The following is a 19,730-nucleotide window of genomic DNA, read 5'->3' as shown; positions in this document are numbered from 1 at the left end:
CGAGCGTTATACGCGACGTTTTTTCGGCGGACGACAACCGTTGTGAGGGATCGGAGTCACATCAGTAATATTAGTGATGCGGAAACCAGCGGCGTTCAGAGCACGAATAGTAGATTCGCGACCCGGACCCGGTCCCTTAACCATAACTTCCAGATTCTTGATACCGTATTCTTTTACGGCTTCAGCGCAACGCTCTGCTGCAACCTGAGCTGCGAACGGAGTGGATTTGCGAGAACCACGGAAACCGGAACCACCGGCTGTTGCCCAACCCAGTGCGTTACCCTGACGATCAGTAATAGTAACGATGGTGTTGTTGAAAGAAGCATGGATATGAGCCACGCCGTCAGAGACTTGTTTTCTTACACGTTTACGTGCACGAATTGGTGCCTTTGCCATTATTCAATCACCCCGATTATTTCTTGATCGGTTTGCGCGGACCCTTACGGGTACGTGCGTTGGTCTTGGTACGCTGACCGCGAACCGGGAGACCACGACGATGACGCAAACCGCGGTAGCAACCAAGATCCATCAGGCGCTTGATGCTCATGCTAACTTCACGGCGCAGATCACCTTCAACGACAAATTTGGCAACTTCGTCACGCAGCGTGTCGATTTGTTCTTCAGACAGCTCACTGATCTTAACATTCTCAGCGATGCCCGCAGCAGCCAGAATGGCTTGAGAGCGGGTTTTGCCGACGCCATAGATCGAAGTTAATGCGATCACGGCATGTTTTTGATCAGGAATGTTAATGCCTGCTATACGGGCCACTATGCACTCCTATAATTTGATTTGCACGCCCCATGCTGAAAAGCCCGTTTTCAGGATACTCAAATGGAAACGTACAGACATACAAAAGATTGGCTGGCTAATCTAGCCAGCTCAACCCAACTTTGCAAGAAAAATATGCGAAATAATCAGCCTTGGCGCTGTTTATGCTTCGGCTCGGCACTGCAAATCACGCGGATGACGCCATCACGCTTAACGATTTTGCAGTTACGGCATAATTTCTTGACGGAAGCACGAACTTTCATTTTTACTCTCCGTAACTTCTCGAGCGACCTTTATCGACCGTAGCCTTTCAGGTTCGCCTTCTTCAATGCAGACTCATACTGACTGGACATCATCAGAGTTTGCACTTGAGCCATAAAGTCCATAATCACGACAACAACGATAAGCAGTGAGGTCCCACCGAAGTAGAACGGTACTTTCATCGCATCACGCATGAACTCCGGGATCAGGCAGATAAAAGTAATATAAAGCGCACCAACCAAAGTCAGGCGGGTCATTACTTTATCGATATACTTCGCCGTTTGTTCTCCCGGACGAATTCCTGGTACAAATGCACCGGACTTCTTCAGGTTATCCGCTGTTTCACGCGGGTTGAAAACCAACGCCGTGTAAAAGAAACAGAAGAAGATGATTGCAGACGCATAGAGTAACACATAAAGCGGTTGCCCAGGCTGCAAATACAGCGAAATTGTTGTCAGCCAGTTCCAACCAGTACCGCCCCCGAACCATGACGCGATGGTCGCCGGGAACAGAATAATACTGGAAGCGAAGATTGCCGGGATTACCCCCGCCATATTCACTTTCAGCGGTAAATGTGTGCTCTGAGCAGCATAGACACGACGACCTTGCTGACGCTTCGCGTAGTTCACCACAATGCGGCGTTGACCACGCTCAACGAAGACAACAAAGAACGTCACTGCGAATACTAATACTGCAACCAACAGCAACAGGAGGAAGTGCAGGTCGCCTTGACGCGCTTGCTCAATAGTATGGGCAATGGCTGGCGGTAAACCCGCCACGATGCCGGCGAAGATAATGATCGAGATACCGTTGCCGATACCACGTTCAGTAATCTGTTCGCCGAGCCACATCAGGAACATAGTCCCTGTGACCAGACTCACAACAGCGGTGAAGTAGAATGCAAAGCCTGGATTCATTACCAGGCCCTGCATACCAGGCATATTCGGTAAACCGGTAGCAATACCGATTGACTGAAATATTGCCAACACCAGAGTGCCGTAACGGGTGTACTGGCTAATCTTACGACGGCCAGACTCCCCTTCTTTCTTCAACTCTGCCAGGGCCGGATGAACGACCGTCAGCAGCTGGATAATAATAGATGCCGAGATATACGGCATGATACCCAGTGCAAAGATAGAAGCACGGCTGAGAGCACCACCAGAGAACATGTTAAACATTTCAATGATGGTGCCACGCTGTTGCTCAAGCAGTTTGGCAAGTACAGCGGCATCAATACCAGGGATCGGAATAAAAGAGCCAATACGGAACACAATCAACGCACCGATAACAAACAGCAGTCTGCGTTTCAGTTCGCCAATTCCACCTTTGGCACTTTGAAAATCTAATCCCGGTTGCTTAGCCATCTGCTACTTATTCCTCAATTTTACCGCCAGCAGCTTCGATAGCAGCACGAGCGCCTTTAGTCACACGCAGGCCACGAACAGTTACCGGGCGAGATACTTCACCAGACAGGATCACTTTCGCGAACTCGATCTGGATGCCGATAATGTTAGCCGCTTTCAGCGTGTTCAGGTCAACTACGTCGCCTTCTACTTTAGCCAGATCGGACAGACGAACTTCTGCCGTGATCATTGCTTTACGTGAAGTGAAACCGAATTTCGGCAGACGACGGTACAGAGGCATCTGACCACCCTCGAAACCGCGACGTACGCCACCGCCAGAACGAGAGTTCTGACCTTTGTGACCACGACCACCGGTTTTACCGAGGCCAGAACCGATACCACGACCCAGGCGTTTACCCGCCTTTTTGGAGCCTTCGGCCGGAGACAGAGTATTTAAACGCATCTCTTACTCCTCAACTTTAACCATGAAGGAAACCGCGTTGACCATACCGCGAACCGCAGGAGTATCCTCGCGTTCTACAGTGTGCCCAATACGACGCAGACCCAGGCCAAGCAGCGTTGCCTTGTGTTTCGGCAGACGACCGATTGCACTGCGGGTTTGAGTGATTTTAATAGTCTTTGCCATGGTCAATTACCCCAGAATTTCTTCAACGGATTTACCACGCTTGGCAGCGACCATTTCTGGAGACTTCATATTTTCCAGGCCATCAATAGTTGCACGAACCACGTTAATCGGGTTGGTGGAACCATATGCTTTAGCCAGAACGTTATGAACTCCAGCGACTTCCAGAACGGCGCGCATTGCACCACCGGCGATGATACCGGTACCTTCGGAAGCCGGCTGCATGAAGACACGAGAACCCGTGTGAGTACCCTTAACCGGGTGCTGCAGGGTGCCGTGGTTCAGCGCGACGTTAATCATATTGCGACGGGCTTTTTCCATCGCTTTCTGGATCGCTGCTGGAACTTCACGCGCTTTACCGTAACCAAAACCAACGCGACCGTTACCATCGCCAACAACAGTCAGAGCTGTGAAGGAGAAAATACGACCACCTTTAACGGTTTTAGATACGCGGTTAACCGCGATCAGCTTTTCCTGCAGTTCGCCAGCCTGTTTTTCGATGTGAGCCATCTTACACCTCTACCTTAGAACTGAAGGCCAGCTTCACGAGCAGCATCTGCCAGTGCCTGGACGCGACCATGATATTGGAACCCGGAACGGTCAAAGGACACATCTTTAATGCCTTTTTCCAGAGCGCGTTCAGCAACAGCTTTACCTACAGCTGCAGCGGCGTCTTTGTTACCGGTGTACTTCAGTTGTTCAGAGATAGCTTTTTCTACAGTAGAAGCAGCTACCAGAACTTCAGAACCATTCGATGCGATTACCTGGGCGTAAATATGACGCGGGGTACGATGTACCACCAGGCGGGTCGCACCAAGCTCTTTGAGCTTGCGGCGTGCGCGGGTCGCACGACGGATACGAGCAGATTTCTTATCCATAGTGTTACCTTACTTCTTCTTAGCCTCTTTGGTACGCACGACTTCGTCGGCGTAACGAACACCCTTGCCTTTATAAGGCTCAGGACGACGGTAGGCGCGCAGATCAGCTGCAACCTGACCGATCACCTGCTTATCAGCACCTTTCAGCACGATTTCAGTTTGAGTCGGACATTCAGCAGTGATACCCGCCGGCAGCTGATGGTCAACAGGATGTGAGAAACCCAGAGACAGGTTTACAACACTACCTTTAACCGCTGCACGATAACCTACACCAACCAGCTGCAGCTTCTTAGTGAAGCCTTCGGTAACACCGATAACCATTGAGTTCAGCAGGGCACGCGCGGTACCAGCCTGAGCCCAACCATCCACGTAACCATCACGCGGACCGAAGGTCAGGGCATTGTCTGCCTGGTTAACTTCAACAGCATCGTTCAGGGTACGAGTCAGCTCGCCGTTTTTACCTTTGATCGTGATAACCTGACCGTTGATTTTTACATCAACGCCGGCAGGAATGACGACCGGTGCTTTAGCAACACGAGACATTCTTTCCTCCGATTAGGCTACGTAGCAGATAATTTCGCCACCAAGACCAGCCTGGCGCGCTGCACGATCAGTCATAACACCTTTAGAGGTAGAAACAACTGCGATACCAAGACCACCCATAACTTTCGGCAGCTCATCTTTTCTTTTATAGATGCGCAGACCTGGACGGCTGATACGCTGAATGCTTTCTACCACAGCTTTTCCCTGGAAGTACTTAAGAGTCACTTCCAGTTCCGGCTTGGTGTCGCCTTCAATTTTGAAATCTTCAATAAAACCTTCTTCCTTCAGCACGTTGGCAATTGCCACTTTCAGCCTGGAGGAAGGCATGGTGACCGCAGCTTTGTTCGCGGTCTGACCGTTACGGATACGGGTCAGCATATCCGCGATCGGATCTTGCATGCTCATCTGTCTTTACTCCCGTGATTCAATTGGTGACAATTACCAGCTAGCCTTTTTCAGACCCGGGATTTCACCGCGCATTGCGGATTCACGGACCTTAATACGGCTCAACCCGAACTTCCGCAGGAAACCATGCGGACGACCAGTTTGGCGGCAGCGGTTACGCTGACGAGACGGGCTGGAATCACGCGGCAGACTCTGCAGCTTGAGAACAGCGTTCCAACGATCTTCGTCGGAAGCGTTCACATCAGAAATGATCGCTTTCAGTTCAGCGCGTTTCGCGAAGTATTTTTCAGCTAAAGCTACGCGTTTAACTTCGCGTGCTTTCATTGATTGCTTAGCCATGAAGTAACCCTACCTTACTTGCGGAACGGGAAGTCAAAGGCAGCCAGCAGAGCACGGCCTTCTTCGTCAGATTTCGCAGTAGTGGTAATGGTAATATCCAAACCACGCACGCGGTCGACTTTGTCATAGTCGATTTCTGGGAAGATGATCTGCTCACGGACACCCATGCTGTAGTTACCACGACCGTCGAAAGACTTAGCGGACAGGCCGCGGAAGTCACGGATACGAGGTACAGCAATAGTGATCAGGCGCTCAAAGAACTCCCACATGCGTTCGCCACGCAGAGTCACTTTACAGCCGATCGGATAGCCCTGACGGATTTTGAAGCCCGCAACTGATTTGCGCGCTTTGGTGATCAACGGTTTTTGACCGGAGATTGCTGCCAGGTCAGCTGCTGCGTTATCCAGCAGTTTCTTGTCAGCGATCGCTTCACCAACACCCATGTTCAGGGTGATCTTCTCGACCCGAGGGACTTGCATGACAGAATTGTAGCTAAACTCAGTCATGAGTTTGTTAACTACTTCGTCTTTGTAGTAATCATGCAGTTTCGCCATCGTACTACTCCAAATTACTTGATAGTTTCGCTGTTAGATTTAAAGAAACGGACTTTTTTGCCGTCTTCGAATCTAAAGCCTACACGGTCAGCCTTGCCGGTTGCCGCATTGAAGAGTGCAACGTTAGAAACCTGAATTGCAGCTTCTTTTTCAACGATGCCACCTGGTTGGTTCAGGGCCGGAACCGGCTTCTGATGTTTCTTAACCAGGTTGATACCTTCAACAATGATCTTGCCGGAAGACAGAACATTTTTTACTTTACCGCGTTTACCTTTATCTTTACCGGTTAACACGATAACTTCGTCATCACGACGGATTTTCGCTGCCATGACTCGCTCCTTAAAGTACTTCTGGTGCCAGAGAGATAATTTTCATGAACTTCTCAGAACGAAGTTCACGAGTTACCGGCCCAAAAATACGCGTACCGATAGGTTGCTCGCTGTTATTGTTTAAAATAACGCATGCATTACCATCGAAGCGAATGACAGAACCGTCCGGGCGACGAACACCCTTCTTGGTGCGCACCACTACCGCCTTCAGCACATCACCTTTTTTGACCTTACCACGCGGAATTGCTTCCTTGATGGTGATCTTGATGATGTCGCCTACGCCTGCGTAGCGACGGTGCGAGCCACCCAGAACCTTGATACACATTACGCGACGTGCACCGGAGTTGTCGGCGACGTTCAGCATAGTCTGTTCTTGGATCATTTTAGTGCTCCGCTAATGTCAACTACTACTGAAGACCCCAAAATCAGGGTCGATAAAAAGCCCCATATCGAGGGCGCGGCATTATAACACCGCTTCTGTGATATGGGTAGAAAAAATAAACGGCTCATTTCTGAGCCGTTTATTCGTTAGAGAACGCGTACTCTATTACAGAATCGCTTTCTCTACAACGCGAACCAGCGTCCAGGACTTAGTCTTGGACAGCGGACGGCATTCGCGGATTTCAACCACGTCGCCGGTACCGCATTCGTTGTTCTCGTCGTGTACGTGCAGTTTGGTCGTACGTTTGATGAATTTACCGTAGATCGGGTGTTTCACAAAACGTTCGATAGCTACAACAATGGATTTCTCCATTTTGTCGCTAACAACACGACCTTGCAGAGTACGGATTTTATCGGTCATTACGCACCCGCCTTCTCAGTCAGTAAAGTCTTAACGCGTGCGACATCACGACGCACTTGCTTCAACAGGTGAGTCTGTTGCAGCTGGCCACTCGCAGCCTGCATACGCAGGTTGAACTGCTCGCGCAGCAGGTTAAGCAGCTCGGTGTTCAGCTCTTCAACGCTCTTTTCACGCAGCTCTTTTGCTTTCATTACATCACCGTCTTAGTTACAAAGGTGGTTTTAATCGGCAGTTTTGCTGCTGCCAGCTCGAAGGCTTCACGGGCCAGCTCTTCCGGAACACCGTCCATTTCGTACAGGACTTTACCCGGCTGAATCAAGGCAACCCAATACTCCACGTTACCTTTACCTTTACCCATACGAACTTCCAGCGGCTTCTCGGTGATCGGCTTGTCCGGGAATACACGGATCCAGATCTTACCCTGACGCTTAACAGCACGAGTCATAGCACGACGTGCTGCTTCGATTTGACGAGCGGTCAGACGACCACGGCCAACAGCTTTCAGACCGTAAGTGCCGAAGCTCACATCCGTGCCCTGCGCGAGACCACGGTTGCGGCCTTTGTGCACTTTACGGAATTTTGTACGCTTTGGTTGTAACATCAGCGACGCTCCTTATTTACGGCCTTTACGCTGCTGCTTTTTAGGTTGAGCAGCCGGTTTTTCCGGTTGTTCAACTGCAGCCATACCACCAAGGATCTCACCTTTGAAGATCCACACTTTAACGCCGATTACACCGTAAGTGGTGTGCGCTTCGGAGGTGTTGTAGTCAATGTCAGCGCGCAGTGTGTGCAGCGGAACGCGACCTTCACGGTACCATTCGGTACGTGCGATCTCAGCGCCACCCAGACGGCCACTAACTTCAACTTTGATACCTTTAGCGCCCAGACGCATGGCGTTCTGTACAGCACGCTTCATAGCACGACGGAACATAACACGACGTTCCAGCTGAGAAGTGATGCTGTCAGCAACCAGTTTTGCGTCCAGTTCAGGCTTACGAACTTCGGCGATATTGATCTGAGCAGGAACGCCAGCGATATCCGCTACGACCTTGCGCAGTTTCTCAACGTCTTCACCTTTCTTACCGATAACGATACCCGGGCGAGCAGTGTGAATAGTCACACGGATGCTTTTAGCCGGACGCTCGATAACGATACGAGATACAGACGCTTTAGCCAGTTCCTTAGTCAGGTACTGACGTACTTTAAAATCGCTGTCCAGGTTGTCAGCGAATTCTTTGGTGTTCGCAAACCAGGTAGAGTTCCATGGTTTTACAATACCCAGGCGAATACCATTAGGATGTACTTTCTGACCCATTGCTAGTCTCCAGAGTCTCAGCGATCGGACACAACCACAGTGATGTGGCTGGTGCGCTTCAGGATGCGATCTGCACGACCTTTTGCACGCGGCATAATGCGCTTCATGCTCGGGCCTTCGTCTACGAAAATTTTCGCAACTTTCAGATCGTCAATGTCAGCGCCATCGTTGTGTTCAGCGTTAGCAATGGCAGATTCCAGAACCTTCTTGACCAGTACAGCCGCTTTCTTGTTGGTGTAGGTCAGAATATCCAGAGCCTGCGACACTTTCTTACCGCGAATCAGGTCAGCAACAAGGCGAACCTTCTGAGCAGAAGAACGAGCATGGCGATGTTGAGCTAAAGTTTCCATCTCTTCCTCCTACCTTATTTCTTCTTCGCTTTTTTATCAGCAGCGTGGCCGCGATAAGTACGAGTCGGTGCGAATTCACCCAGTTTGTGACCGACCATTTCATCGGAAACAAATACCGGAACGTGCTGACGACCATTATGGACAGCGATGGTCAAACCGATCATGTTAGGAAAGATCGTTGAACGACGGGACCAAGTGCGCAGGGGCTTCTTGTCTCCGCTTTCCACCGCTTTCTCTACCTTCTTCAGCAAGTGCAGGTCAATAAAAGGACCTTTCTTGAGAGAACGTGGCATGGCTTATCCTCTAAAATTATTTGCTACGGCGACGTACGATGAATTTATCAGTACGCTTGTTGCTGCGGGTCTTCTTACCTTTGGTCTGAACGCCCCACGGAGTTACCGGGTGCTTACCAAAGTTACGACCTTCACCACCACCGTGTGGGTGGTCGACCGGGTTCATCGCAGTACCGCGAACGGTAGGACGAACACCACGCCAGCGTGCAGCACCTGCTTTACCCAGAACGCGCAGCATATGCTCAGCATTGCCAACTTCGCCCAGAGTCGCGCGGCAGTCTGCTTCTACTTTACGCATTTCACCAGAGCGCAGACGCAGGGTGACATAAGCACCATCGCGAGCAACGATCTGAACGTAAGTACCAGCGGAACGTGCCAGCTGACCGCCTTTACCTGGTTTCATTTCTACGTTATGAACGGTAGAACCAACCGGGATATTGCGCATCGGCAGGGTGTTGCCTGCTTTGATTGCAGCATCAACGCCAGACTGAATCTGGTCGCCAGCTTTCAGGCCTTTCGGGGCCAGGATGTAACGGCGCTCACCGTCTTTGTACAGAACCAGCGCGATGTTCGCGGAACGGTTCGGATCGTACTCAAGACGTTCAACAACTGCCGGGATACCATCTTTGTTGCGTTTAAAGTCAACAATACGGTAAGCCTGCTTGTGGCCACCACCGATATGACGAGTGGTGATACGGCCATTGTTGTTACGACCACCGGATTTGCTGTTTTTTTCCAGCAACGGAGCAAAAGGTTTGCCCTTGTGCAGCTCAGGGTTAACCACTTTAACTACGTGGCGACGACCCGGAGATGTCGGTTTACATTTAACAACTGCCATTGTATTACTCCTCCGACTTACTCAGCGCCGCCAACGAAGTCCAGATTCTGGCCTTCTTTAAGGGTGACGTAAGCTTTTTTCCAGTCGCTACGACGACCGATACGCTGTCCGTGACGTTTAACTTTCCCTTTAACTACCAGGGTGTTAACGACTTCGACTTCGACTTCAAACAGTTTCTGCACAGCAGCTTTGATTTCTGCTTTGGTCGCGTCTTTTGCAACTTTGAGAACGATGGTGTTGGTTTTTTCCATCGCAGTAGACGCTTTTTCAGAAACGTGCGGTGCGCGCAGCACCTTCAGCAGACGTTCTTCACGAATCATGCCAGCATCTCCTCAACTTGCTTAACAGCATCAGCAGTCATTACGACTTTGTCGAAGGCGATCAGGCTAACCGGGTCGATACCAGTCGCATCGCGTACGTCAACCTTGTGCAGGTTACGTGCGGCCAGGAACAGGTTCTCGTCCAGCTCACCGGTGATGATCAGCACATCTTCCAGAGCCATGTCTTTCAGTTTCTGAGCAAGCAGCTTGGTTTTCGGCGCTTCCAGAGAGAACTGCTCGACAACGATCAGACGATCCTGACGTACCAGTTCGGACAGGATGCTTTTCAGCGCGCCGCGGTACATCTTTTTGTTAACTTTTTGACTGTGGTCCTGCGGACGTGCAGCGAAGGTCACGCCACCAGAACGCCAGATCGGGCTCTTAACAGAACCTGAACGCGCACGGCCGGTGCCTTTCTGGCGCCACGGTTTTTTACCGGAACCAGTTACTTCAGCACGGGTCTTCTGAGCACGAGTACCCTGACGAGCACCAGCTGCATAAGCAACAACAACTTGGTGTACCAGCGCTTCGTTGAAGTCACGACCGAAGGTAGTTTCGGAAACAGTCAGCGCGCTCTGCGCGTCTTTCAATACTAATTCCATTGCTATCTCCTCACGCCTTCACAGCTGGTTTAACGATCAGGTCGCTACCGGTTGCACCCGGGACAGCACCTTTAACCAGCAGCAGGTTGCGCTCAGCGTCAACACGTACTACGTCCAGGCTCTGAACGGTTACGCGCTCATTACCCAGCTGACCTGCCATTTTCTTGCCCTTGAACACTTTGCCCGGAGTCTGGTTCTGACCGATAGAACCCGGAACGCGGTGGGACAGGGAGTTACCGTGAGTAGCGTCCTGGGTACGGAAGTTCCAGCGCTTAACGGTACCTGCGAAACCTTTACCTTTAGAGGTGCCAGTTACGTCAACTTTTTTAACTTCAGCAAACAGCTCAACGCTAATGTCCTGACCTACGGAGAACTCTTCACCGTCAGCCAGACGGAATTCCCACAGACCACGGCCAGCTTCTACGCCAGCTTTAGCGAAGTGACCCGCTTCCGGCTTGGTTACGCGGTTAGCTTTTTTAGCACCGGTGGTAACCTGGATAGCGCGGTAGCCGTCGTTAGCCAGATCTTTAACCTGAGTAACGCGGTTTGCTTCAACTTCGATTACGGTTACTGGGATAGAAACGCCATCTTCAGTGAAGATGCGGGTCATGCCCACTTTTTTACCGACTAAACCAATCATTGTTTCAACCTCTCAATCGCTCGATGACCTGATCAACCCAGGCTGATCTGCACGTCTACACCGGCAGCCAGATCCAGACGCATCAGAGCATCAACGGTTTTCTCGGTTGGCTCAACGATGTCAACCAGACGCTTATGAGTGCGGATTTCGTACTGATCGCGCGCATCTTTGTTAACGTGCGGAGAGATCAGAACGGTAAAGCGCTCTTTGCGGGTCGGCAGCGGGATCGGACCACGTACTTGCGCACCAGTGCGCTTCGCAGTTTCGACGATTTCGGCGGTTGATTGATCGATCAGACGATGATCAAACGCTTTCAAGCGGATACGGATTCTTTGGTTCTGCATGAGACCAGAGCTCCAATTATTTATAGACGAAAATAATTACTCCTCACACCCATTACGATTGATGGGGGAGTGTAATCGTTCTTACGTAGCCCCCCGATTGGGAGCATTGTTAGCGGCAAACTTCGTCGCTATGGTTCAGATCGAACCAGCCGTCAATTACGACAAGCCCGCGCATTATACGTAAATCTGGCGTGGACGCAAGTGCAGTTTAGAAATTAAACAACGATGCGTGCCGGCTCGCAAAGAGTAAGCCGCTTTTTATGTCGCTCATAAAATGTCTGGAAAGCGGCTCGCACTCTGGTCACCCTCCCCTTTCCTTGTTTATGAGTATGACGCACTCTTGCCAGCGGATTGGTAAAGCTTAAGGCAGGGACGCCATGTTTTTTCTCATTCTCTATGTCGTATTAAATCTTCTGCTCGTCAGGTGTGACCTGCGCTCGGGGCTGCTGCCGGACCGCTACACCTGCCCTCTACTCTGGACGGGCTTACTCTGGCACTGTTTATCACGCCCTGACTTCCTGGCGGATGCCGTCATCGGGGCAATGGCGGGTTATAGCAGTTTTACTGCTGTTTACTGGGGATATCGATTATTACGGGGCCATGAAGGATTGGGCTATGGCGATGTGAAGTATCTTGCCGCGCTCGGCGCGTGGCACGGCTGGCCGACTCTTCCTGCTCTTGTATTTTATGCCACGCTTTTTGCCTGCTGCGCAGTGGCTTTCACTCTTTGCCGCTACCGCAAATTGCAGGTAATAAAAAACCCGCTGCCGTTTGGACCTTTCCTCGCGGCAGCGGGTTTCGTGGTGGGTTACCCCACGCTAATACGGTTTTAGCCTTCGACTTTAATCTGCGACTGAAGATAATTCTGCATACCAAGTTTAGCGATCAGATCCAGCTCTGTTTCCAGCCAGTCAATGTGGTGCTCTTCGTCAGCAAGAATTTTGATCATCATATCGCGGCTGACATAGTCATGGATGCTGTCAGCATAGGCGATTGCTTCACGCAGATCTCTCGCGCCTTCAAGCTCCAGACGCAGGTCTGATTGCAGCATCTCTTCAACGTCTTCACCAATGCCGAGTTTGCCCAGATCCTGCAAATTCGGGATCCCTTCGAGAAACAGAATACGCTCGATATACAAATCAGCGTGTTTCATTTCATCGATGGATTCATGGTATTCGACGTCATTGAGGCGGGTCAGCCCCCAGTTCTTGAACATTCTCGCATGGAGAAAGTACTGATTGATTGCGACAAGCTCATTTCCCAATAATTTATTGAGATAATTTATGATTTTAACATCACCTTTCATTATGTAGTCCCTCCGCTTCCACTCATTGAAGCGTAGATGGGGCTACAGGGATGTCAAAAAAAAGATAGAGCCTCAGGCAATCTCTTTGTATTCCGGCATCTGGGTCAACTCATCCTGCATGATCTCGCGAGCAGCACGAATGCATTTACCACACTGATTCCCTACCGGAACAAACTTGCGGAGCTGCTGAAATGATTGAGGGTGAAACTGGCGCACAGCCTGGCGAATTTTTTTATCACTTACACCGTTACACAAACAAACGTACATGGATCACTCCCGTTCACTTAATGCGCAAAGTGTAAATGAGAATGGTTATGATTACAACAGGACAACTATAAGGGGATTTGCAGAAAAGTGTGAACAGCTGTAATGGCAGAATGGCTAATTAGCAGGCAGCAAAAAGGGCACCGAAGTGCCCTCTTTTCAAATTCAAAGCTAACGAATTAGCTCAGAACTTTTGCTACAACGCCCGCGCCAACGGTACGGCCGCCTTCACGGATTGCGAAACGCAGACCATCGTCCATCGCGATCGGGTGAATCAGGGTAACAACCATTTTGATGTTGTCGCCCGGCATTACCATCTCAACGCCTTCCGGCAGTTCGATGGTGCCAGTCACGTCAGTTGTACGGAAGTAGAACTGCGGACGGTAGCCTTTGAAGAACGGAGTGTGACGGCCGCCTTCATCTTTGGACAGGATGTACACTTCAGATTCGAATTTGGTGTGCGGCTTGATGGAACCCGGCTTAGCCAGTACCTGACCACGTTCGATTTCTTCACGTTTGATACCACGCAGCAGAACGCCAACGTTCTCACCAGCACGGCCTTCGTCCAGCAGTTTGCGGAACATTTCAACGCCGGTACAGGTAGATTTCGCGGTGTCTTTGATACCAACGATTTCAACTTCTTCACCAACTTTGATGATACCGCGCTCTACACGACCGGTAACAACGGTACCACGACCGGAGATGGAGAATACGTCTTCGATCGGCAGCAGGAACGGCTTGTCAATCGCGCGCTCTGGTTCCGGGATGTAGGAATCCAGGTAGCCAGCCAGCTCGATGATTTTCTCTTCCCACTCAGCTTCGCCTTCCAGCGCTTTCAGCGCGGAACCGCGAACGATCGGGGTGTCGTCGCCCGGGAAGTCGTACTGAGACAGCAGCTCACGCACTTCCATCTCAACCAGTTCCAGCAGCTCTTCGTCATCGACCATGTCACATTTGTTCAGGAACACGATGATGAACGGAACGCCTACCTGACGACCCAGCAGGATGTGCTCACGGGTCTGCGGCATCGGGCCGTCAGTCGCAGCAACAACCAGGATCGCGCCGTCCATCTGCGCAGCACCGGTGATCATGTTTTTAACATAGTCGGCGTGGCCCGGGCAGTCTACGTGCGCGTAGTGGCGAGTCGGGGTGTCATATTCAACGTGAGAGGTGTTGATGGTGATACCACGAGCTTTTTCTTCCGGCGCGTTATCGATCTGGTCGAATGCGCGAGCAGCACCGCCGTAGGTCTTAGCCAGTACGGTAGTGATTGCAGCGGTCAGAGTAGTTTTACCATGGTCAACGTGGCCGATTGTGCCGACGTTGACGTGCGGTTTTGTACGTTCAAATTTTTCTTTAGACACGGCTTTATTCCTTACTATAGTGCTCTCCCTCAATGGAGAGAGCACGGGACTTTGGTTTTAACCCTGCGGCTTATTTACCACGGGCTTCAATTACGGCCTGAGCAACGTTGTTCGGCGCATCATCATACTTCAGGAATTCCATGGTGTATGATGCACGACCTTTGGTCAGAGAACGCAGCTGAGTTGCATATCCGAACATTTCAGACAGCGGAACTTCAGCGTGGATCTTAACGCCAGTAACTTCAGATTCCTGACCGCGCAGCATGCCGCGACGACGGCTCAAGTCACCGATAACGTCACCGGTATTCTCTTCCGGAGTCTCTACTTCAACCTTCATGATCGGCTCAAGCAGAACTGGTTTCGCTTTCTTAAAGCCATCTTTAAAGGCAATAGACGCAGCCAGTTTAAACGCCAGTTCAGAGGAGTCAACGTCGTGGTAAGAACCGAAGTGCAGACGCACGCCCAGATCAACTACCGGGTAACCAGCCAGCGGACCAGACTTCAGCTGCTCCTGGATGCCTTTATCAACGGCCGGGATGTATTCGCCAGGAATTACACCACCTTTGATGTCGTTGATGAACTCGTAACCTTTCGGGTTAGAGCCCGGCTCCAGCGGGTACATGTCGATAACAACATGACCGTACTGACCGCGACCACCAGACTGCTTAGCGTGTTTACCTTCGATATCGGTAACTTTCGCGCGAATCGCTTCGCGGTAAGCAACCTGAGGTTTACCCACGTTAGCTTCAACGTTGAACTCACGCTTCATACGGTCAACGATGATGTCGAGGTGCAGTTCGCCCATACCAGCGATGATGGTCTGGTTAGATTCTTCGTCAGTCCATACGCGGAAAGACGGGTCTTCTTTAGCCAGACGGCCCAGAGCCAGACCCATTTTTTCCTGGTCAGCTTTGGTTTTCGGTTCTACAGCGATGGAGATTACCGGCTCCGGGAATTCCATACGTTCCAGAATGATCGGGTTATCCGGATCACACAGGGTGTCACCGGTGATCACGTCTTTCAGACCGATCGCTGCAGCGATATCGCCCGCGCGAACTTCTTTGATCTCTTCACGTTTGTTAGCGTGCATCTGAACGATACGACCGAAACGCTCACGTGCAGATTTCACGGAGTTCAGTACGGTGTCACCAGAGTTAACCACACCGGAGTAAACGCGGAAGAAGGTCAGGTTACCAACGAACGGGTCGGTTGCGATTTTGAACGCCAGTGCAGAGAACGGCTCTTCGTCGCTTGCGTGACGCTCAGCCGGGGTATCCTTACCATCGTCCAGCATACCGTTGATCGCAGGAACGTCAGTCGGGGACGGCAGGTAATCAATTACCGCATCCAGCATCGCCTGAACGCCTTTGTTCTTAAACGCAGAACCACAGGTTACCAGGATGATTTCGTTGTTCAGAACGCGCTGACGAAGAGCAGTTTTGATCTCTTCTTCAGTCAGGTCTTCACCACCCAGGTATTTCTCCATCAGCTCTTCTGAAGCTTCCGCCGCAGATTCGATCAGGTTCTGGTGCCATTCGTCAGCCAGGTCCTGCATCTCAGCCGGGATATCTTCGTAAACGAAGGTAACGCCCTGGTCAGCATCGTTCCAGTTGATCGCTTTCATTTTCACCAGGTCAACAACACCGGTGAAACCTTCTTCAGCGCCAATTGCCAGCTGCAGCGGAACCGGGTTCGCGCCCAGACGGGTTTTGATCTGATCAACAACTTTCAGGAAGTTAGCGCCCATGCGGTCCATTTTGTTAACGAACGCGATGCGCGGAACTTTATATTTGTTAGCCTGACGCCATACGGTTTCAGACTGTGGCTGAACACCACCAACGGCACAGTAAACCATTACCGCACCATCCAGTACACGCATGGAACGTTCTACTTCGATGGTGAAGTCAACGTGCCCCGGGGTGTCGATGATGTTTACGCGATGCGGTTCATACTGCTTCGCCATACCAGACCAGAATGCAGTAGTCGCTGCAGAGGTGATGGTGATACCACGCTCCTGCTCCTGCTCCATCCAGTCCATGGTTGCGGCGCCGTCGTGAACTTCACCGATTTTGTGGTTTACACCGGTGTAGAACAGAATACGTTCGGTAGTGGTGGTTTTACCGGCGTCGATGTGCGCACTGATACCAATGTTGCGGTAGCGTGCGATGGGTGTTGTACGAGCCATTTGATTCCTCGTTTGTGTCTTTTAGGCGTTCAGAATTAAGTTGCCAAACGGCGGGCGACTTACTTGAAGCGCCCGCCAGTTGACTAGAACTCCGAAGGGATTACCAACGGTAGTGTGCGAACGCCTTGTTGGCTTCGGCCATACGGTGAACGTCTTCACGTTTCTTAACTGCAGTACCTTTGTTGTCTGCAGCATCGGAAAGTTCGTTCGCCAGGCGCAGAGCCATGGATTTATCACCGCGTTTACGAGCAGCTTCAACGATCCAACGCATTGCCAGGGCATTACGACGAACCGGACGAACTTCAACCGGAACCTGATAAGTAGAACCACCAACGCGGCGGGACTTAACTTCGACAGTCGGGCGCACGTTTTCGAGAGCTACTTCGAAAGCTTCCAGTTCATTTTTACCAGAGCGCTGAGCCAGGGTCTCCAGCGCGCTGTATACGATTGCTTCTGCAGTAGATTTTTTACCGTCTACCATCAGGATATTTACAAATTTAGCCAGCAGTTCTGATCCGAACTTAGGATCCGGCAGAATTTTACGCTGACCAATAACACGACGACGTGGCATGGAAATACTCCGTTGTTAATTCAGGATTGTCCAAAACTCTAAGAGTTTAGTGTGACATTAAGTTAAAACAGTTTGGCCTTACTTAACGGAGAACCATTAAGCCTTAGGACGTTTCACGCCGTACTTGGAGCGAGATTGCTTACGGTCTTTAACACCAGAGCAGTCAAGCGCGCCACGAACGGTATGGTAACGAACACCCGGAAGGTCTTTAACACGACCGCCACGGATCAGGATCACGGAGTGCTCCTGCAGGTTGTGACCTTCACCACCGATGTAGGAAGTCACTTCGAAACCGTTGGTTAAACGAACACGGCAAACTTTACGCAGTGCGGAGTTCGGTTTTTTAGGAGTGGTGGTATATACACGAGTACATACGCCACGTTTTTGCGGGCATGCTTCCAGCGCCGGCACGTTGCTTTTTGCAACTTTGCGGGAGCGTGGTTTGCGTACCAGCTGGTTAACTGTTGCCATTAAATAGCTCCTGGTTTTAGCTTTTGCTTCGTAAACACGTAATAAAACGGCCTCATATAATATGAGGACGCAGAATTTTATGGCTGTGCTTAAAAGGTGTCAAGAAATATACAGCGATCCCTGCATTACCAATTCAGCTGAACGGCGTTTTTCACCGCCAGGCTAACGAAATCAGTATAGCTAACGCTGACGGCGCTGCTCGAAATTTGAGCAGCGAGACCACGCGCGTCAACATCGTCTTTCAGTACATGCAGAGTTATGGGGGCATTAAGCAGTAATTCAACGAACGGCGAACCGTTAAGAGCAGCAAGCACCCCGTCCGAAAGCAGTAGCAGATCGTCACCGGGGCGCAGGAGGCGCAGCAGCGCCGTCATATCGCACTGCCAGGGTGAGCGGGATAGAGTCAGCAGCATAAAGGCCTCAAAAATTGAGCACGACGGTGTACTGCTCGAGCTGCTCGCGCAGTGCGTCCGGCTCCAGACGCTGAGCAGGTATGACAAACGCAGCCTCCTCGTCCAGGCCTCGTTCACGCAGGGAAGCGGCGCAGAGCCAAACGTCTTCAATATCGTACAGCGGCAACACTTTAAAGGTCGCAATATAGTCGCGCGCCAGAATTTTGCCGGGCTGCTGATTAGCCAGTAGTTGCATCACACCGTCGCCGATAAAAAAGAGGCCTATCTCTTCTGTTAACGCAGAGGTAGCCAGTACCGCGTCCAGCCCTTCGCGCCCGGCGGAGGAGCCGTGCGAGGCGGAGGAGAAAACAAAGGCGATTCGCTTCATCAGAACTGCACCACTCTGTCGCAGGTCAGCGCCGCTTCCGCCAGTGCGCCCAGACCGGTAAGTGAAAACCCCGCCTGCAGATTAGCGCCCGTTAATTCCAGCCGCGCGGCTTCACTCTCATCAACCACGCCACGGCGCAGCGCCGCCGCCACGCAGATGTGCAACTCAACCTGCTGCTCAGCATGCATACGCTGCCAGGCGCGCACAAGATCAAACTCGTCGCTGGCGGGCGCAGTCAACGCATTCGCGTTACTCACCCCTTCCCGGTAGAAAAAGACGCTCACGAGCGTATGCCCCGCCTCCAGCAGCGCCAGCGCGAACTGATACGCGCTGCTTGCCTGCTGCGTGCCATAGGCAGGGCCGGTGACCATCAGCGCAAAACGCATTAATGACCTTGCCCCGAGAAATCGCCACTTTTGAACTGGCGAATGTAGAGGTAGACCGTGTGCTTGGAGATATTCAGGCGGTCAGCCACCTGGTTAATGGCGTCTTTGATATCAAAGATGCCCTTCTCGTAGAGGTTAAGGACGATCTGGCGATTTTTTGCGTTGTTAGAGACGTTGCGGTCGGCGTTCACCTCTTCAATGGTGAACTCGAGGGTTTGCATCACCAGGTCTTCAACAGACGAGGCGAAGTTAACCGAAGAGCCAACATCCGGCGTTTCCGGCGGAACAAAGGTGCTCATGATCTGCGAGAAAGGAACATCCAGATTCATGTTGATACAGAGCAGGCCAATCACCCGGTGATCGCGATTGCGGATAGCAATCGTCACCGACTTCATCAGCACGCCGCTTTTCGCGCGGGTGAAGTAGCACTTCGACACGCTACTGTCGGCACCGGTCATATCGTGCAGCATACGCAGCGCCAGATCGGTAATCGGCGAGCCGATTTTACGCCCGGTGTGCTCGCCGTTAGCGATGCGGATGGCAGAGCATTTGAGATCCTGTAAGGAGTGCAACACGATTTCGCAGTGCGAACCAATGAGCATCGCTAACCCGTCCACTACCGCTTCGTAGGATTTAAGGATATCGAAGTCGGTCTGATCGAAAGGACGTTGATCCAGGAGGTCAAGCTCACTGGTTTCGTTGGTTAATAGCGACCTGGACATGAAAAAAAACACTCCTTTTCAGGAGCCTGTCGTTAAGTTTTCAGGGCAGGCTCAGTATTTGCAGGGGGATATAAATTAATACATCGTAGGTTATGCTTTCCAGAATTATATCC

At 51.3% G+C, this 19,730-nt stretch carries 36 protein-coding genes; 1 reads left to right on the top strand and 35 read right to left on the bottom strand.

Annotated features, from left to right (window positions below):
- Positions 1-6: 6 nt before the first annotated feature.
- The 25 genes from rpsK to rpsJ all read right to left on the bottom strand — a co-directional run bounded on the left by rpsK (position 7) and on the right by rpsJ (position 11,568).
- Positions 7-396: a 30S ribosomal protein S11 gene (rpsK, locus tag EH164_RS01990; RefSeq protein ID WP_002919257.1), complete on the bottom strand. Its 390-nt coding sequence runs from the start codon at positions 394-396 to the stop codon at positions 7-9.
- Between the two features lie 16 nt (positions 397-412).
- The gene (rpsM, locus tag EH164_RS01985) at positions 413-769 is read right to left on the bottom strand and encodes a 30S ribosomal protein S13 (protein ID WP_023479435.1); all 357 of its coding nucleotides are present in this window, start codon (positions 767-769) and stop codon (positions 413-415) included.
- A gap of 146 nt (positions 770-915) precedes the next feature.
- Positions 916-1,032, bottom strand: coding sequence for a 50S ribosomal protein L36 (gene rpmJ, locus EH164_RS01980; protein WP_000868187.1), 117 nt, complete (start codon positions 1,030-1,032; stop codon positions 916-918).
- A 30-nt stretch (positions 1,033-1,062) separates the two neighbouring features.
- Positions 1,063-2,394: a preprotein translocase subunit SecY gene (gene secY, locus EH164_RS01975; protein WP_007369823.1), complete on the bottom strand. Its 1,332-nt coding sequence runs from the start codon at positions 2,392-2,394 to the stop codon at positions 1,063-1,065.
- Between the two features lie 7 nt (positions 2,395-2,401).
- Positions 2,402-2,836 (bottom strand): 50S ribosomal protein L15, encoded by a 435-nt coding sequence (gene rplO, locus EH164_RS01970; protein ID WP_023479414.1) that lies wholly within the window; start codon positions 2,834-2,836, stop codon positions 2,402-2,404.
- A 3-nt stretch (positions 2,837-2,839) separates the two neighbouring features.
- A complete protein-coding gene (rpmD, locus tag EH164_RS01965; RefSeq protein WP_001140434.1) occupies positions 2,840-3,019 on the bottom strand; it encodes a 50S ribosomal protein L30 in 180 nt (59 codons plus the stop codon).
- Positions 3,020-3,025: 6 nt separating this feature from the next.
- Positions 3,026-3,526, bottom strand: coding sequence for a 30S ribosomal protein S5 (gene rpsE / locus EH164_RS01960; RefSeq protein WP_007369821.1), 501 nt, complete (start codon positions 3,524-3,526; stop codon positions 3,026-3,028).
- 14 nt (positions 3,527-3,540) lie between these two features.
- Positions 3,541-3,894 (bottom strand): 50S ribosomal protein L18, encoded by a 354-nt coding sequence (gene rplR, locus EH164_RS01955; RefSeq protein WP_017460073.1) that lies wholly within the window; start codon positions 3,892-3,894, stop codon positions 3,541-3,543.
- 9 nt (positions 3,895-3,903) lie between these two features.
- Positions 3,904-4,437, bottom strand: coding sequence for a 50S ribosomal protein L6 (gene rplF, locus EH164_RS01950; protein WP_023479418.1), 534 nt, complete (start codon positions 4,435-4,437; stop codon positions 3,904-3,906).
- Between the two features lie 12 nt (positions 4,438-4,449).
- Positions 4,450-4,842 carry a 30S ribosomal protein S8 gene (gene rpsH / locus EH164_RS01945; protein WP_023479407.1) on the bottom strand — a complete coding sequence of 131 codons (393 nt, stop codon included), beginning with the start codon at positions 4,840-4,842 and terminating at the stop codon, positions 4,450-4,452.
- A gap of 33 nt (positions 4,843-4,875) precedes the next feature.
- Positions 4,876-5,181 (bottom strand): 30S ribosomal protein S14, encoded by a 306-nt coding sequence (gene rpsN / locus EH164_RS01940; protein WP_007369817.1) that lies wholly within the window; start codon positions 5,179-5,181, stop codon positions 4,876-4,878.
- A gap of 14 nt (positions 5,182-5,195) precedes the next feature.
- The gene (gene rplE, locus EH164_RS01935) at positions 5,196-5,735 is read right to left on the bottom strand and encodes a 50S ribosomal protein L5 (RefSeq protein WP_023479410.1); all 540 of its coding nucleotides are present in this window, start codon (positions 5,733-5,735) and stop codon (positions 5,196-5,198) included.
- Positions 5,736-5,749: 14 nt separating this feature from the next.
- The gene (gene rplX, locus EH164_RS01930; RefSeq protein ID WP_016538464.1) at positions 5,750-6,064 is read right to left on the bottom strand and encodes a 50S ribosomal protein L24; all 315 of its coding nucleotides are present in this window, start codon (positions 6,062-6,064) and stop codon (positions 5,750-5,752) included.
- Between the two features lie 10 nt (positions 6,065-6,074).
- A complete protein-coding gene (gene rplN / locus EH164_RS01925; protein WP_023479426.1) occupies positions 6,075-6,446 on the bottom strand; it encodes a 50S ribosomal protein L14 in 372 nt (123 codons plus the stop codon).
- A gap of 165 nt (positions 6,447-6,611) precedes the next feature.
- On the bottom strand, positions 6,612-6,866 hold the full coding sequence (gene rpsQ, locus EH164_RS01920) for a 30S ribosomal protein S17 (protein ID WP_017460070.1): 255 nt from the start codon (positions 6,864-6,866) through the stop codon (positions 6,612-6,614).
- Complete coding sequence (gene rpmC / locus EH164_RS01915) at positions 6,866-7,057, bottom strand: 50S ribosomal protein L29 (protein WP_004388609.1); 192 nt, start codon at positions 7,055-7,057, stop codon at positions 6,866-6,868. The genes rpsQ and rpmC overlap by 1 nt, the downstream gene beginning before the upstream one ends.
- On the bottom strand, positions 7,057-7,467 hold the full coding sequence (gene rplP / locus EH164_RS01910; RefSeq protein WP_007369814.1) for a 50S ribosomal protein L16: 411 nt from the start codon (positions 7,465-7,467) through the stop codon (positions 7,057-7,059). The genes rpmC and rplP overlap by 1 nt, the downstream gene beginning before the upstream one ends.
- A gap of 12 nt (positions 7,468-7,479) precedes the next feature.
- Positions 7,480-8,181: a 30S ribosomal protein S3 gene (gene rpsC, locus EH164_RS01905; RefSeq protein WP_000529945.1), complete on the bottom strand. Its 702-nt coding sequence runs from the start codon at positions 8,179-8,181 to the stop codon at positions 7,480-7,482.
- A gap of 17 nt (positions 8,182-8,198) precedes the next feature.
- Complete coding sequence (rplV, locus tag EH164_RS01900; protein WP_002919773.1) at positions 8,199-8,531, bottom strand: 50S ribosomal protein L22; 333 nt, start codon at positions 8,529-8,531, stop codon at positions 8,199-8,201.
- Positions 8,532-8,545: 14 nt separating this feature from the next.
- The gene (gene rpsS / locus EH164_RS01895; protein WP_001138115.1) at positions 8,546-8,824 is read right to left on the bottom strand and encodes a 30S ribosomal protein S19; all 279 of its coding nucleotides are present in this window, start codon (positions 8,822-8,824) and stop codon (positions 8,546-8,548) included.
- A gap of 16 nt (positions 8,825-8,840) precedes the next feature.
- The gene (gene rplB, locus EH164_RS01890; RefSeq protein WP_000301859.1) at positions 8,841-9,662 is read right to left on the bottom strand and encodes a 50S ribosomal protein L2; all 822 of its coding nucleotides are present in this window, start codon (positions 9,660-9,662) and stop codon (positions 8,841-8,843) included.
- Positions 9,663-9,679: 17 nt separating this feature from the next.
- On the bottom strand, positions 9,680-9,982 hold the full coding sequence (gene rplW, locus EH164_RS01885; RefSeq protein WP_000617546.1) for a 50S ribosomal protein L23: 303 nt from the start codon (positions 9,980-9,982) through the stop codon (positions 9,680-9,682).
- Entirely contained in the window at positions 9,979-10,584 is a 606-nt protein-coding gene (gene rplD, locus EH164_RS01880) for a 50S ribosomal protein L4 (RefSeq protein ID WP_023479434.1), read from the bottom strand. The genes rplW and rplD overlap by 4 nt, the downstream gene beginning before the upstream one ends.
- 10 nt (positions 10,585-10,594) lie before the next feature.
- A complete protein-coding gene (gene rplC / locus EH164_RS01875; RefSeq protein WP_023479430.1) occupies positions 10,595-11,224 on the bottom strand; it encodes a 50S ribosomal protein L3 in 630 nt (209 codons plus the stop codon).
- Between the two features lie 32 nt (positions 11,225-11,256).
- Positions 11,257-11,568 (bottom strand): 30S ribosomal protein S10, encoded by a 312-nt coding sequence (gene rpsJ, locus EH164_RS01870; protein ID WP_001181005.1) that lies wholly within the window; start codon positions 11,566-11,568, stop codon positions 11,257-11,259.
- 377 nt (positions 11,569-11,945) lie between these two features.
- Here rpsJ and EH164_RS01865 point away from each other — a divergent pair, with 377 nt between their 5' ends.
- Entirely contained in the window at positions 11,946-12,401 is a 456-nt protein-coding gene (locus EH164_RS01865) for an A24 family peptidase (RefSeq protein WP_124967145.1), read from the top strand.
- Here EH164_RS01865 and bfr read toward each other — a convergent pair.
- The 10 genes from bfr to EH164_RS01815 all read right to left on the bottom strand — a co-directional run bounded on the left by bfr (position 12,398) and on the right by EH164_RS01815 (position 19,617).
- Positions 12,398-12,874, bottom strand: coding sequence for a bacterioferritin (gene bfr / locus EH164_RS01860; protein ID WP_034812713.1), 477 nt, complete (start codon positions 12,872-12,874; stop codon positions 12,398-12,400). The genes EH164_RS01865 and bfr overlap by 4 nt on opposite strands.
- Before the next feature lie 72 nt (positions 12,875-12,946).
- Positions 12,947-13,141, bottom strand: a complete 195-nt coding sequence (gene bfd / locus EH164_RS01855; protein ID WP_034812717.1) for a bacterioferritin-associated ferredoxin — start codon at positions 13,139-13,141, stop codon at positions 12,947-12,949.
- Positions 13,142-13,317: 176 nt separating this feature from the next.
- Positions 13,318-14,502, bottom strand: coding sequence for an elongation factor Tu (gene tuf / locus EH164_RS01850; RefSeq protein WP_076768836.1), 1,185 nt, complete (start codon positions 14,500-14,502; stop codon positions 13,318-13,320).
- Positions 14,503-14,572: 70 nt separating this feature from the next.
- Positions 14,573-16,687 (bottom strand): elongation factor G, encoded by a 2,115-nt coding sequence (fusA, locus tag EH164_RS01845; RefSeq protein WP_023481958.1) that lies wholly within the window; start codon positions 16,685-16,687, stop codon positions 14,573-14,575.
- Between the two features lie 100 nt (positions 16,688-16,787).
- Entirely contained in the window at positions 16,788-17,258 is a 471-nt protein-coding gene (gene rpsG / locus EH164_RS01840; RefSeq protein ID WP_007369802.1) for a 30S ribosomal protein S7, read from the bottom strand.
- A 96-nt stretch (positions 17,259-17,354) separates the two neighbouring features.
- Complete coding sequence (rpsL, locus tag EH164_RS01835) at positions 17,355-17,729, bottom strand: 30S ribosomal protein S12 (RefSeq protein WP_023482011.1); 375 nt, start codon at positions 17,727-17,729, stop codon at positions 17,355-17,357.
- Positions 17,730-17,854: 125 nt separating this feature from the next.
- Positions 17,855-18,142: a sulfurtransferase complex subunit TusB gene (tusB, locus tag EH164_RS01830; RefSeq protein WP_124967144.1), complete on the bottom strand. Its 288-nt coding sequence runs from the start codon at positions 18,140-18,142 to the stop codon at positions 17,855-17,857.
- Between the two features lie 7 nt (positions 18,143-18,149).
- The gene (gene tusC / locus EH164_RS01825) at positions 18,150-18,509 is read right to left on the bottom strand and encodes a sulfurtransferase complex subunit TusC (protein ID WP_124967143.1); all 360 of its coding nucleotides are present in this window, start codon (positions 18,507-18,509) and stop codon (positions 18,150-18,152) included.
- Positions 18,509-18,895, bottom strand: coding sequence for a sulfurtransferase complex subunit TusD (gene tusD / locus EH164_RS01820; RefSeq protein WP_124967142.1), 387 nt, complete (start codon positions 18,893-18,895; stop codon positions 18,509-18,511). The genes tusC and tusD overlap by 1 nt, the downstream gene beginning before the upstream one ends.
- Entirely contained in the window at positions 18,895-19,617 is a 723-nt protein-coding gene (locus tag EH164_RS01815) for a transcriptional regulator (RefSeq protein ID WP_023482043.1), read from the bottom strand. Before EH164_RS01815 ends, tusD begins: the two co-directional genes overlap by 1 nt.
- Positions 19,618-19,730 lie beyond the last annotated feature (113 nt).

This window comes from Kosakonia sp. CCTCC M2018092, from assembly GCF_003864115.1.
GTDB classification, from domain to species: Bacteria; Pseudomonadota; Gammaproteobacteria; order Enterobacterales; family Enterobacteriaceae; genus Kosakonia; species Kosakonia cowanii.
This window is presented reverse-complemented; position numbering and strand designations above follow the sequence as displayed.